14 protein-coding genes are annotated in these 11,988 nt (G+C 60.6%); 6 read left to right on the plus strand and 8 right to left on the minus strand.

All coding sequences use genetic code 11. The features are described 5' to 3' along the window. Nucleotides 1-615: a DUF6707 family protein gene (locus tag ACP7C6_RS18180; RefSeq protein ID WP_028618502.1), complete on the plus strand. Its 615-nt coding sequence runs from the start codon at nt 1-3 to the stop codon at nt 613-615. Nucleotides 616-707: 92 nt separating this feature from the next. Here the strand turns inward: ACP7C6_RS18180 and ACP7C6_RS18185 are convergent, their stop codons facing one another. The 3 genes from ACP7C6_RS18185 to ACP7C6_RS18195 all read right to left on the minus strand — a co-directional run bounded on the left by ACP7C6_RS18185 (nt 708) and on the right by ACP7C6_RS18195 (nt 2,528). Beyond that, the gene (locus ACP7C6_RS18185; RefSeq protein ID WP_003176958.1) at nt 708-983 is read right to left on the minus strand and encodes an HU family DNA-binding protein; all 276 of its coding nucleotides are present in this window, start codon (nt 981-983) and stop codon (nt 708-710) included. Between the two features lie 191 nt (nt 984-1,174). After that, the gene (locus tag ACP7C6_RS18190) at nt 1,175-2,323 is read right to left on the minus strand and encodes an NAD(P)/FAD-dependent oxidoreductase (RefSeq protein WP_426109070.1); all 1,149 of its coding nucleotides are present in this window, start codon (nt 2,321-2,323) and stop codon (nt 1,175-1,177) included. 37 nt (nt 2,324-2,360) lie between these two features. Beyond that, on the minus strand, nt 2,361-2,528 hold the full coding sequence (locus ACP7C6_RS18195) for a rubredoxin (RefSeq protein ID WP_015886569.1): 168 nt from the start codon (nt 2,526-2,528) through the stop codon (nt 2,361-2,363). Between the two features lie 194 nt (nt 2,529-2,722). On the opposite strand from ACP7C6_RS18195, the gene ACP7C6_RS18200 reads away from it, so the two are divergent. Both ACP7C6_RS18200 and ubiA read left to right on the plus strand, forming a co-directional pair. Beyond that, nucleotides 2,723-3,286, plus strand: coding sequence for a chorismate--pyruvate lyase family protein (locus ACP7C6_RS18200; RefSeq protein ID WP_028618504.1), 564 nt, complete (start codon nt 2,723-2,725; stop codon nt 3,284-3,286). After that, a complete protein-coding gene (gene ubiA / locus ACP7C6_RS18205) occupies nt 3,286-4,176 on the plus strand; it encodes a 4-hydroxybenzoate octaprenyltransferase (RefSeq protein ID WP_068937809.1) in 891 nt (296 codons plus the stop codon). The genes ACP7C6_RS18200 and ubiA overlap by 1 nt, the downstream gene beginning before the upstream one ends. 117 nt (nt 4,177-4,293) lie before the next feature. On the opposite strand, the gene ACP7C6_RS18210 is transcribed toward ubiA, so the two are convergent. After that, nucleotides 4,294-4,674 (minus strand): COG4315 family predicted lipoprotein, encoded by a 381-nt coding sequence (locus tag ACP7C6_RS18210; RefSeq protein ID WP_028618506.1) that lies wholly within the window; start codon nt 4,672-4,674, stop codon nt 4,294-4,296. A 155-nt stretch (nt 4,675-4,829) separates the two neighbouring features. Between ACP7C6_RS18210 and phoB the strand changes: the two genes are divergently transcribed. From phoB to ACP7C6_RS18225, 3 genes are all read left to right on the plus strand, one after another. Beyond that, nucleotides 4,830-5,519 carry a phosphate regulon transcriptional regulator PhoB gene (gene phoB / locus ACP7C6_RS18215; protein WP_003176964.1) on the plus strand — a complete coding sequence of 230 codons (690 nt, stop codon included), beginning with the start codon at nt 4,830-4,832 and terminating at the stop codon, nt 5,517-5,519. An 81-nt stretch (nt 5,520-5,600) separates the two neighbouring features. Then, nucleotides 5,601-6,887, plus strand: coding sequence for a phosphate regulon sensor histidine kinase PhoR (gene phoR / locus ACP7C6_RS18220; protein WP_218170090.1), 1,287 nt, complete (start codon nt 5,601-5,603; stop codon nt 6,885-6,887). A 124-nt stretch (nt 6,888-7,011) separates the two neighbouring features. Next, entirely contained in the window at nt 7,012-8,352 is a 1,341-nt protein-coding gene (locus tag ACP7C6_RS18225; protein ID WP_010207573.1) for a hemolysin family protein, read from the plus strand. 3 nt (nt 8,353-8,355) lie between these two features. On the opposite strand, the gene ACP7C6_RS18230 is transcribed toward ACP7C6_RS18225, so the two are convergent. From ACP7C6_RS18230 to pstB, 4 genes are all read right to left on the minus strand, one after another. Further along, complete coding sequence (locus ACP7C6_RS18230; protein WP_426109071.1) at nt 8,356-9,018, minus strand: M23 family metallopeptidase; 663 nt, start codon at nt 9,016-9,018, stop codon at nt 8,356-8,358. A gap of 192 nt (nt 9,019-9,210) precedes the next feature. Continuing rightward, nucleotides 9,211-10,122 carry a response regulator gene (locus tag ACP7C6_RS18235; protein ID WP_028618509.1) on the minus strand — a complete coding sequence of 304 codons (912 nt, stop codon included), beginning with the start codon at nt 10,120-10,122 and terminating at the stop codon, nt 9,211-9,213. Between the two features lie 168 nt (nt 10,123-10,290). After that, nucleotides 10,291-11,052 carry a phosphate signaling complex protein PhoU gene (gene phoU, locus ACP7C6_RS18240; RefSeq protein WP_016978634.1) on the minus strand — a complete coding sequence of 254 codons (762 nt, stop codon included), beginning with the start codon at nt 11,050-11,052 and terminating at the stop codon, nt 10,291-10,293. 70 nt (nt 11,053-11,122) lie between these two features. Then, entirely contained in the window at nt 11,123-11,956 is an 834-nt protein-coding gene (gene pstB, locus ACP7C6_RS18245) for a phosphate ABC transporter ATP-binding protein PstB (RefSeq protein ID WP_010207582.1), read from the minus strand. Nucleotides 11,957-11,988: the final 32 nt, after the last annotated feature.

The following is an 11,988-nucleotide window of genomic DNA, read 5'->3' on the forward strand; positions in this document are numbered from 1 at the left end:
ATGCATATCACAGAAGCACTTGATTCACTCTCTGCTGCCAGCGGCCCATTGGCAGACCGCGTGTCGAAAGTGGCAGCCAAATACAATAAAACGCAGAAGTCACGTATCGAATCGCTGACCCGTCTGGCTTACCTGTTGTACGTCATCAATGAAAACGACCTGGCCGAGCAGCTCACTGCACCGCTGAGCAAAATCCCTTTTGAAAATAACTATGACTATTGGGTCTGGATCGAGGCGTCACTGGTACTCAACGGCACCCTGGCGAGGGCGCGCGGTGATGAACCCGTGTACGCTGATGCGCTTGCTCGTGTATTGGCGGCGCTGAACACCGGAAACGAGCTGCAAGTCACGGTGAAGCGCAACACCCATGAACGCTTTGTAAGAGGCGAGACCTTGAGCCTGGACAAAATCCAGGACGCGGAGAACGAGGGCGACTTTGTGACAGAGGGCAATCAACGTGTCACTTACCTGATGAGCCTGTTAAAAATTCAGTTTTTTGATAAACCCGAACATTACCCGCACGAAAAGATAAAGGCCGATATCGAAGAAAATGTCGCCAGAATCAATGAAATCATTGGCAAGATCGGATTAGAAAAGCTCACGCCATTCAAATGAAGTCTTGTTTAATCCAATAAAAAATGGGCACCCGACCCAGTCGGCGTGCCCATCTCTCCTACCACCCCGCCCCCTTCGAGACGGTAACGCTCTTACGCGTTAACAGTGTCTTTCAGCGATTTGCCTGGCTTGAACGCAACCGTGTTGCTGGCCTTGATTTTCACCGGCTCACCGGTTTGAGGGTTTTTGCCAGTGCGGGCGCCGCGATGGCGTTGCAGGAAGGTGCCGAAGCCAACCAGGGTGACGCTGTCCTTGCGGTGCAGGGCGCCGGTGATTTCTTCGAGAACGGCGTTGAGGACGCGGTTGGCCTGTTCTTTGGTGAGATCCGCTTTTTCAGCGATGGCGGCTGCGAGTTCTGGTTTACGCATAAGTGAAGCCTCTTTGACGGTTTTTTGTTGTTATGTCCGTGCTGCTCTCTTCTGGAGCAGCGCCCAAAGCGCCGCAGGCTCTACTCTGCGGCAGACGGGAGTGAGGATGGCATGCCCTCGCACGCTCCGCCAGTCTAGCGGCGACCTTTCTAGTGGGAAAAACGTGCTTAATCCGACAGAACGACCGGTATTTACGCCAGCAACGGCGGAAGTTCTTTATTGAGGGCCAGTTTTTCCATCACCGAGGTGCCGGTCAGTGCGTAACCCAGCAGGCGGCCACTGGCATCGCGGCACAGGGCCTTGATGTCGGCGCCCTCGCCTTCCACGTTCCAGACGCCTTCGGTGCCCCGTGGCGGTGGCGAGACCACCAGAGGGCAGACCGGCGTCTTGACGGTCACCGGCATCGGGCCGTAGCTGACGGCGGTGGCGTTGCCGGCCAGGGTCTGGGCCAACGCACGGGCGCAGCTCATCAGCGGCATCACGTACAGCAGGTTCAGGCCGTCGACCTCGGCGCAGTCGCCCAGGGCGTAGATATTGGCGTGGGAGGTCTTCAGATGGCGGTCCACCATGATCCCGCGATTGGTCTGCAGGCCGGCGGCGGCGGCCAAGTCGACGCGTGGGCGCAGGCCGATAGCCGAGACCACCAGGTCGCAGGCGATCACTTCACCGTCCGACAGGTGAGCTTCCAGGCCATCAGCGGTGCGCTGCAGGCGATTGAGCACCGGGCCCAGGTGGAAACGCGCGCCGAGGCCTTCGAGGCCGGCCTGTACCGCGGCGGCGGCGGCCGGGTGCAGCAAGGTTGGCATGACCTGCTCGCACGGCGCTACCAGGTCGATCTCATAGCCGCCAAGGATCAGGTCGTTGGCGAACTCGCAGCCGATCAGGCCGGCGCCGAGCAGCAGCACGCGGCGCTTGCCGGCAGCAGCGGCACGAAAGCGTGCGTAGTCTTCGAGGTCGTTTATCGGGAAAATCAGTTCAGCCGCATCGCCCTCAACCGGCACACGCACGGTTTCTGCGCCCCAGGCCAGGATCAGGTCGCGGTAAGCCACCGCTTCCTCACCAATCCACAAGCGCTTGTGGCCAGGGTCAATGCCGCTGACGCGCGTGTGAGTGCGCACTTCGGCCTTGAGTTGCTCGGCCATGGCGCCAGGTTCAGCCATGCTCAGGCCATCGGCTTCCTTGTTCTTGCCAAAACCAGTGGAGAGCATGGGCTTGGAGTAGGAGCGCCCGTCATCTGCGGTGATCAGCAGCAAGGGGGTCTCGCTGTCGAGCTTGCGAAACTCCCGGGCCACGTTGTAACCGGCCAATCCTGTGCCGATGATCACGACAGGTGCGTTCATTCCCTTCTCCTTGTAGTACTTATCTGAAAACCAAAAATCAGCCGATTTCGATCATTTCGAAATCCATTTTGCCCACGCCGCAGTCCGGGCACAGCCAGTCTTCCGGGACGTCTTCCCAACGGGTGCCAGGCAGAATTCCGTCATCCGGCCAGCCGTCTTTCTCGTCATAGATCAGGCCACAGACTACACATTGCCACTTCTTCATCACTTGCTTCCTCAGGGTCAGGCATCTTGGCCGACGGTCGATAGACCCACGTTGCCGTGCGGCTCAGGGCGTTTTGTACTGATCGGGGCCGGCAGATGCAAGCACGATCGACGCAAACAGCCGGTTCAGACCGGCAAAAACCCGGGACGCCATGGTAAGCTCGCCGCCTCTTTTGCTGCCAATACTGACTCACCGTGCCGCACTCAATCGACCCTCCCGATGCTTGCCAATGGCTGACCCAGAGCCTTCTGAGCCCCCTGCCCACGCCTTTGATCCTCAATTGGCTGTTTGATGAAGGGTCAATGACGCAGCGGCTGACGCGCCTGTCCAACAATGGCTTCAGCATCACGCCGCTATTTGAGGGTTGGCAGCCGCTACGCGACGACGAGTGCGCAGCCCTCGACCTGCCCCCAGCCAGCGTCGGCTGGGTACGCGAAACGTATTTGCACGGCAACGGCCAGCCCTGGCTGTTCGCGCGTTGCGTGGCCGCCCGCAGCACCTTGCAAGGTGACGGCTTGCACATGGACGCACTGGGCAGCCGCCCACTCGGTGAATTGCTGTTCAGCGAACACGCATTCAGCCGCCAAGCCATAGAGGTGTGCCGCTACCCACGCCAATGGCTACCCAAGGACAGCCAGATCGAGGGTCTATGGGCGCGTCGGTCGCGCTTTGACCGTGGCGCGTTGAGCGTATTGGTGGCCGAGATCTTCCTGCCAAGCGTGTGGCAAGCGGTGCATGCCCATCCGGAGAACTGCTGATGTACCAACGTCTGCTCAAGTCCCTGAACCACCTGAACCCCAGGGCCTGGGATTTCATTCAGCTGACCCGCATGGACAAGCCCATCGGCATCTACCTGCTGCTGTGGCCGACGCTGTGGGCGCTGTGGATCGCCGGCAAAGGCTCGCCCTCTTTGATCAATATCGTGATTTTCGTTTTGGGCGTGGTGCTGACCCGCGCCGGTGGCTGCGTGATCAACGACTGGGCGGACCGCAAGGTCGACGGCCATGTAAAGCGCACCGAGCAGCGCCCGCTGGTGAGCGGCAAGATCAGTTCGAAAGAGGCGCTGGTCTTTTTCGCGGTGCTGATGGGCATCAGTTTCCTGCTGGTGCTGCTGACCAACGCCACCACCATCCTGCTGTCCCTTGGCGGCCTGGCGCTGGCGGCGAGCTACCCATTCATGAAGCGTTACACCTACTACCCACAGGTGGTGCTGGGGGCGGCGTTCTCGTGGGGCATGCCGATGGCGTTCACCGCCGAGACCGGCAGCCTGCCCGCCACCGCGTGGCTGCTGTATATCGCCAACCTGCTGTGGACGGTGGGCTACGACACTTATTATGCGATGACCGACCGCGATGACGACTTGAAGATCGGCGTGAAATCCACGGCCATTCTGTTCGGTGAAGCTGATCGCGTGATCATCCTGACCCTGCAGGGCCTTTCGCTGGCGTGCCTGCTGCTGGCGGGCGCACGGTTCGAACTGGGGGGCTGGTTCCACCTGGGCTTGCTGGCGGCGGCCGGCTGTTTTGCCTGGGAATTCTGGTACACCCGGGACAAGGATCGGATGAAGTGCTTCAGGGCGTTCCTGCACAACCACTGGGCGGGGTTGGCGATATTTATCGGGATTGTGCTGGATTACGCGTTGCGCTGAGGTTTTTGTGGCGGCCGGGCTTACGCCTTCGCGGGCAAGTCGAATCGTCGCACCGCCGCTCCCACATTTGGAATGCGTTCCCTTGCAGGAGCCGGCTTGCCGGCTCCTGCAGAAAGATCAGGGCTTGGCGACCTTCCAAGCGCCGTCCATTTTGCCGTCACCGGTCATGTCGCCCGCCTTCTTGTCCATGATGAAGGTATAGAGCGGCTTCCCGCTGTATGCCCATTGGCTTTTCTGATCGTCACGGGTGATGACGGTCCATTTACCCATTGGCTTATCGGTGGACTCAGCCATCAGTGGGGGCCAATTGGTGGCGCACTTGTCATTGCACATGGACTTGCCTTCGGCATCCTTGGCAAAGGTGTAAAGCGTCATGCCCTTGTGGTCGACCAGCATCCCGTCTTTCGTCATCGCGGGTTCCGCCGCGAATGCCAGGGTCGGCAGCGCCAACGCCGCCGTTACCAGCAGGGCTTTCCAGGAAATCGTGCTGTAAGTCATCGGAACCTTCCTTTTGTGGTTGTCAGGATTCGGACCCAAAGCGTAGTCCAGAGAGGCGGGAATTGCCCGAGCGACTAAATTACTGTCACACGACTGCAATAATTCCGTTATCTAATGCGGCGCAAGACAGTTAAATGACAAGAGGATTTTTGAGCATGGTTGGCAGGAGCATTCTGATTGTTGACGACGAAGCGCCCATCCGCGAGATGATCGCCGTTGCGTTGGAAATGGCCGGCTACGACTGCCTGGAGGCGGAGAACTCCCAGCAGGCCCATGCCATTATCGTCGACCGCAAGCCGGACCTGATCCTGCTGGACTGGATGTTGCCCGGCACCTCCGGCATCGAACTGGCCCGCCGTCTCAAGCGTGACGAGCTGACCGGGGACATCCCGATCATCATGCTCACCGCCAAGGGCGAAGAGGACAACAAGATCCAAGGCCTGGAAGTCGGCGCCGACGACTACATCACCAAGCCGTTTTCCCCACGCGAGTTGGTCGCTCGTCTGAAAGCCGTATTGCGCCGCGCCGGCCCAACCGATGGCGAGGCGCCTATCGAAGTCGGCGGCCTGCTGCTGGATCCGATCAGCCACCGCGTGACCATCGATGGCAAGCCGGCCGAGATGGGGCCGACCGAATACCGCCTGCTGCAATTCTTCATGACCCACCAGGAGCGCGCCTACACCCGCGGCCAACTGCTGGACCAGGTGTGGGGCGGCAACGTGTATGTGGAAGAGCGCACTGTGGACGTGCATATCCGCCGCCTGCGCAAAGCCTTGGGCGATGCCTACGAGAATCTGGTACAAACCGTGCGCGGCACGGGCTACCGCTTTTCAACCAAAGGCTGAGCCGGTCCCTTCTTTCCTTAACAGCTGACAAGGACGCATGTTTAAGTGAACCAAAACTGGCATGGCACCCTGATCCGCCACATGCTTTTGCTGATCACCGGCTGCCTGTTGGTGGGTCTGGTCAGCGGTTACTACGGCTGGAGCCTGGCAGCCGGCATCGCCTTGTACCTGGGTTGGACCCTCAAGCAACTGCTGCGCCTGCATGAATGGCTGCGCCAGCACAAACCCGATGAAGCACCGCCCGATGGCTACGGCCTGTGGGGCGAAGTGTTCGACAGCATCTATCACTTGCAGCGCCGCGACCAAAGGGTGCGCGGACGCCTGCAAGCGGTGATCGACCGGGTACAGGAATCCACCGCCGCGTTGAAAGATGCGGTGATCATGCTCGACAGCGATGGCAACCTGGAATGGTGGAACCGCGCCGCCGAGACCCTGCTGGGCCTCAAGACGCCCCAGGACAGCGGCCAGCCGGTGACCAACCTGGTGCGCCACCCGCGCTTCAAGGAGTACTTCGAACAGGAGAACTACGAAGAAGCCCTGGAAATCCCCTCACCCACCAATGACCGCGTGCGCATCCAGCTGTACCTGACGCGCTATGGCAACAACGAGCACCTGATGCTGGTGCGCGACGTCACCCGCATCCACCAGCTGGAACAGATGCGCAAAGACTTCGTCGCCAACGTCTCACACGAGTTGCGCACACCGCTGACGGTGATCTGTGGCTACCTGGAGACGCTGCTGGACAACGTCGACGAGATCAATCCGCGCTGGAGCCGTGCCCTGCAACAGATGCAGCAGCAAGGTTCACGCATGCAGACACTGCTCAACGACCTGCTGTTGCTGGCCAAGTTAGAGGCGACCGATTACCCGTCGGATAACCATCCTGTCGCCGTGCAAAGCCTGCTGCAGACCATCAAGAACGACGCACAGGCCCTGTCCGGCCAACGCGGCCAGCAGATCACCCTGGAAGCCGACCCCGCCGTGCTGCTCAAAGGCAGCGAAGGCGAGTTGCGCAGCGCGTTTTCCAACCTGGTGTTCAACGCCGTGAAGTACACCCAGGACAAAGGCAACATCCGCATCCGCTGGTGGGCCGACGAACAGGGCGCGCACCTGAGCGTGCAAGACTCCGGCATCGGCATCGACGCCAAGCACTTGCCGCGCCTGACCGAGCGCTTCTACCGCGTCGACTCCAGCCGCAACTCCAACACTGGCGGCACCGGGCTTGGTCTGGCAATCGTCAAGCACGTGCTGCTGCGTCACCGCGCACGCCTGGAGATCAGCAGCGTGTTGGGCCATGGCAGTACGTTTACCTGCCATTTTCCGCCAGCACAGATGACACGATCGAAGGCAATTGATCAGGACACCTGACGGCCCGCCCGGCAGTGGGCACTAGGCAAGCGCCCCGTCAGCCGCTACATTGGCCGACTTGCGCCTGCCTTTCAGGCCCACCTGCCACCCCTTATTGAACACACGGAACCTGCAAAACCCCATCATGGACCCTTCCCCTGGTATCACCCTCGCTACACTCTTCGCCGACTTCGGCATGATTCTTTTTGCACTGATCCTGGTACTGCTCAACGGTTTCTTCGTTGCGGCGGAATTTGCCATGGTCAAACTGCGCGCCACCCGGGTCGAGGCCATCGCCCACAAGAACGGCTGGCGCGGGCAAATCCTGCGCACCGTGCACAGCCAGCTCGACGCGTACCTGTCAGCCTGCCAGCTGGGCATCACCCTCGCCTCCCTGGGCTTGGGCTGGGTCGGTGAGCCGGCCTTCGCGCACATCCTTGAGCCGCTGCTGGGCGCCGTGGGCGTCGAGTCGCCGGAAGTGATCAAGGGCGTGTCGTTCTTTGCAGCGTTCTTCGTGATTTCCTACCTGCACATTGTGGTCGGTGAGCTGGCGCCCAAGTCCTGGGCGATTCGCAAACCCGAACTGCTGTCGTTGTGGACGGCGGTGCCGCTGTACCTGTTCTACTGGGCCATGTACCCGGCGATCTACCTGCTCAACGCCAGCGCCAACGCCATCCTGCGCATCGCCGGCCAAGGCGAACCCGGCCCGCACCACGAACACCATTACAGCCGTGAAGAACTCAAGCTTATCCTGCACTCCAGCCGTGGCCAGGACCCGAGCGACCAAGGCATGCGCGTGCTGGCCTCCGCCGTGGAAATGGGCGAGCTGGAAGTGGTGGACTGGGCCAACTCCCGAGAAGACCTGGTCACCCTGGACTTCAACGCCCCGCTCAAGGAAATTCTCGCGCTGTTCCGTCGCCACAAATTCAGCCGCTACCCGGTGTATGACGCGGTGCGCAACGAATTCGTGGGCCTGCTGCACATCAAGGACCTGCTGCTGGAACTGGCGGCCCTGGACCATATCCCCGAGTCGTTCAACCTCGCCGAGCTGACCCGGCCGCTGGAGCGTGTGTCGCGGCACATGCCGCTGTCGCAACTGCTGGAACAGTTCCGCAAAGGCGGCGCGCACTTCGCCCTGGTGGAAGAAGCCGACGGCAAGATCATCGGCTACCTGACCATGGAAGACGTGCTGGAAGTGCTGGTGGGCGATATCCAGGACGAACACCGCAAGGCCGAGCGCGGCATCCTGGCCTACCAGCCGGGCAAGCTGCTGGTGCGTGGCGACACGCCGCTGTTCAAGGTGGAGCGCCTGCTGGGCGTGGACTTGGACCACATCGAAGCCGAAACCCTGGCCGGTCTGATCTACGACACCCTCAAACGCGTGCCGGAAGAGGAAGAAGTACTGGAGGTCGAAGGCTTGCGCATCATCATCAAGAAGATGAAAGGGCCGAAGATCGTGTTGGCCAAGGTGCTGCTGCTGGATTGATCGTCAATTGCCCAATGCAAAATTGGGCAATGCGCCGACCGGCTGGTTGAACTCATACGGGATCGACACCAGCCCCGCCTCGGTGGCGCGCTGCACCACAAAATGCAGATGCGGCCCGCTGCTGTTGCCGGTATTGCCCGACAACCCCAGCGGGTTTCCTACCGCCACACGATGCCCAACCCTGACACTGACCGAGCCTTGCTTGAGGTGCAGGTACACCGCCTCACTGCCGTCGTCATGACGCACTCGCACAAAATTCCCGGACGCATCATTGCCACGCCCGACCTGCTCATTCTCGGTCTTCACCACCATTCCGCTGCGTGCCGCAATGATCGGCGTGCCTTCGGGCATGGCGATATCCATGGCGTAGCGGCTCTTACTATCGGTATGGCTGAAAGTGCCGTTGGGACCTTGGGTCAGGCGAAATGGGCCGCCACGCCAGGGCAAGGGATAGCGGTAGGCTTGTTGTGGACGATTGGGCTTGGGCACGACAAGCATCGGTCGCTCAACCTTGCGCTCCTGGATCACGAACGCCAGGGCACCCGGTGTATACCGGTCGCTGATAAACACCAGGCCATTGGCATCGACGGATTTGTAGAGGGTCATGGCCTGGGTCGACACGGCGACCGTGGCCAGCCCACAGCACAGCAAAAAGCGCATGAGCATGGCGCGAACCTGCCGGGATGACTGAACGGCAGGCTAGCAAGGGATCGTTACAGTCTGTAGTGAGCGGGCTTGCCCCGCGCTGGGTGGCGAAGCCGCCCTAATGGGAGCCACCGCATTTTCTCGGATGATACGCGCCGTCTGGTTTTGGGGCGGCTTCGCCACCCAGCGCGGGGCAAGCCCGCTCACTACAAATCACGCACCCGGCACAAAATGCTTCTGCGCCGTACCCCTTGCGATCAGACGGGAGATGTAATCGAGCTTCTGCGCGTCCTGGTCGATGAACCGGAAGGTCAGTTGCAGCCAATCGCTGTCAGGCTTGGGTTCGAAGGCGACGATAGCGTGCAAGTAGCCGTTGAGACGGGCCACTTCGGCGTTGTCGCCTTGTTCCAGGTCGAGCACGGCGCTTTCCAGTACCTGGGGCAGGACTTCGCTACGACGTACTACCAGCAGCGCTTCCTTGATGCTCAGCGCCTTGATCACGCATTGCTGGGTGCCACTGGACAGGCGCAATTGACCTTGGCCACGGCCACCGGCAGGGGATGCAGCTGCAGGCGCCTGAACCGGCGGGCTGTTGAGCAGGCCTCGGCTCGGTGCAGGGGCAGCCGCCGCCACAGGAGCCGACTTGAGTGCTTCGGGCTTGCCGCCGGTCAGGGCGCTGAGTGAATCGTTGCCAAAGGCCGAGTTCATTTTGGTCGGCGCGCTGGCGACCAGCGCGTCGAGCCGACCGATCTTGTGCAGGGCCTGCTTGACCTTGTTCAGCAACTGCTCGTTGGTGAACGGCTTGCTGACATAGCCCGAAACCCCGGCCTGGATGGCCTGGACCACGTTTTCCTTGTCGCCACGGCTGGTCACCATCACGAACGGCATGGCTTTGAGGTGAGGCTGCTCACGGCACCAGGTCAACAGTTCAAGGCCAGACATCTCCGGCATTTCCCAGTCGCACAGCACCAGGTCGAAGCTCTCGCGCATCAGGATGGCCTGGGCCTTTTTGCCGTTCACCGCGTCTTCAAGCTTGATCCCGGGGAAGTAGTTGCGCAGGCACTTCTTCACCAGGTCGCGGATAAACGAGGCGTCATCCACCACCAATACACTGACTTTACTCATCGACCCTTCATCCTATTAACACTTCGGCACGCAAGACGCCTGACTGATGGCATTTTGCCAAAACTCGGTAGTCACGTTGGGAATTTATCTCGCTCAACGTGTAAAAAATTCAGTGGCCACAAACAAAAACGCCCGACCAAAGGCCGGGCGTTAATTTCTCGGGCAACCTTACTTATCGTCAGTTTGGCCCGGAACATTAGGGATAAGATCGGCCGAACCTTCAACTTCGGCCTTCATGCGCTTGAGGCCCATGTGCCGTACGTCGGTGCCGCGCACCAGGTAAATCACCAGTTCCGAGATATTACGCGCGTGGTCGCCGATACGCTCCAGCGAACGCAGCACCCAGATAATGCTCAAGACCCGCGAGATAGAGCGTGGGTCTTCCATCATGTAAGTCGCCAGCTCACGCAGCGCGGTCTTGTATTCGCGGTCGATGATCTTGTCGTACTGGGCCACCGACAGTGCCAGCTCAGCATCGAAGCGAGCAAAGGCGTCGAGGGCATCGCGCACCATGTTGCGCACCTGGTCGCCGATGTGGCGCACTTCCACGTAACCGCGTGGCGCTTCGCCTTCTTCGCACAGTTGGATGGCGCGGCGGGCGATCTTGGTGGCTTCGTCGCCGATGCGCTCCAGGTCGATCACCGACTTGGAGATGCTGATGATCAAACGCAGGTCGGACGCCGCCGGCTGGCGGCGGGCCAGAATGCGCAAGCATTCTTCGTCGATGTTGCGTTCCATCTGGTTGATCTGGTCATCGATCTCACGCACTTGCTGGGCCAAGCCCGAGTCGGCCTCGATCAGCGCGGTGACGGCGTCGTTGACTTGCTTCTCCACCAGCCCGCCCATCGCCAGGAGGTGGCTGCGCACTTCCTCAAGCTCGGCGTTGAACTGCGCGGAGATGTGGTGGGTAAGGCCTTCTTTGCTAATCATGTTGGCGTCCTTGGAGCGTCCGGTAAGGTGCGGAAAACCGCAGCGTCAGTGCGAGGAAAATCCCGGCATCCTAGCCGTAGCGACCGGTAATGTAGTCTTCGGTCTGCTTCTTCGCCGGATTGGTGAACAGGGTATCGGTGTCGCCGAACTCCACCAGTTTGCCCATGTACATGAACGCGGTGTAGTCGGAAACCCGCGCCGCCTGTTGCATGTTGTGGGTCACGATGACGATGGTGAACTTGGACTTGAGCTCGTAGATCAGCTCTTCGACTTTCAGCGTGGAGATCGGGTCGAGTGCCGAGCAAGGTTCGTCGAGCAGCAGTACTTCCGGCTCGACGGCGATGGTGCGGGCAATGACCAGACGCTGCTGCTGGCCGCCGGACAGGCCGAGGGCCGATTCGTGTAGACGGTCCTTCACTTCGTCCCACAGCGCCGCGCCTTTCAAGGCCCACTCGACTGCTTCGTCGAGGATGCGTTTCTTGTTGATGCCCTGGATGCGCAGGCCGTAGACCACGTTTTCGTAGATGGTCTTGGGGAACGGGTTGGGCTTCTGGAACACCATGCCCACGCGGCGACGCAGCTCGGCCACGTCTTCGCCCTTGCGGTAGATGTTGGTGCCGTAGAGGTTGATCGCACCGTCTACGCGGCAGCCGTCCACCAGGTCATTCATGCGGTTGAACGTGCGCAGCAGCGTGGACTTGCCGCAGCCCGACGGGCCGATGAAGGCGGTCACGCGCTGCTTGGGGATGTTCATGCTGACGTCAAACAGCGCCTGTTTTTCACCGTAGTACAGGCTCAGGCCCGGCACTTCGATGGCCACGGTTTCCTGGGCCAGGCTCAGGCTCTGCTTGTCGCGACCCAGGGCAGACATGTTGATGCCGTGGGTGTGGGTGTCTTGTTGCATGGGATGCTCCCTGTGCTACCAATTCGTTGTGT

The sequence above is a fragment of the Pseudomonas sp. TWR1-1-4 genome (assembly GCF_049897165.1).
In the GTDB taxonomy this organism is placed as follows: Bacteria; Pseudomonadota; Gammaproteobacteria; order Pseudomonadales; family Pseudomonadaceae; genus Aquipseudomonas; species Aquipseudomonas canadensis.

Coding starts and splice junctions, on each gene's coding strand:
- ACP7C6_RS18180 (WP_028618502.1), top strand. CDS start 1: ATGCATATCACAGAAGCACTTGATTCACTCTCTGCTGCCAGCGGCCCA.
- ACP7C6_RS18185 (WP_003176958.1), bottom strand. CDS start 983: ATGCGTAAACCAGAACTCGCAGCCGCCATCGCTGAAAAAGCGGATCTC.
- ACP7C6_RS18190 (WP_426109070.1), bottom strand. CDS start 2,323: ATGAACGCACCTGTCGTGATCATCGGCACAGGATTGGCCGGTTACAAC.
- ACP7C6_RS18195 (WP_015886569.1), bottom strand. CDS start 2,528: ATGAAGAAGTGGCAATGTGTAGTCTGTGGCCTGATCTATGACGAGAAA.
- ubiA (WP_068937809.1), top strand. CDS start 3,286: ATGTACCAACGTCTGCTCAAGTCCCTGAACCACCTGAACCCCAGGGCC.
- ACP7C6_RS18210 (WP_028618506.1), bottom strand. CDS start 4,674: ATGACTTACAGCACGATTTCCTGGAAAGCCCTGCTGGTAACGGCGGCG.
- phoB (WP_003176964.1), top strand. CDS start 4,830: ATGGTTGGCAGGAGCATTCTGATTGTTGACGACGAAGCGCCCATCCGC.
- phoR (WP_218170090.1), top strand. CDS start 5,601: ATGCTTTTGCTGATCACCGGCTGCCTGTTGGTGGGTCTGGTCAGCGGT.
- ACP7C6_RS18225 (WP_010207573.1), top strand. CDS start 7,012: ATGGACCCTTCCCCTGGTATCACCCTCGCTACACTCTTCGCCGACTTC.
- ACP7C6_RS18230 (WP_426109071.1), bottom strand. CDS start 9,018: ATGCTCATGCGCTTTTTGCTGTGCTGTGGGCTGGCCACGGTCGCCGTG.
- ACP7C6_RS18235 (WP_028618509.1), bottom strand. CDS start 10,122: ATGAGTAAAGTCAGTGTATTGGTGGTGGATGACGCCTCGTTTATCCGC.
- phoU (WP_016978634.1), bottom strand. CDS start 11,052: ATGATTAGCAAAGAAGGCCTTACCCACCACATCTCCGCGCAGTTCAAC.
- pstB (WP_010207582.1), bottom strand. CDS start 11,956: ATGCAACAAGACACCCACACCCACGGCATCAACATGTCTGCCCTGGGT.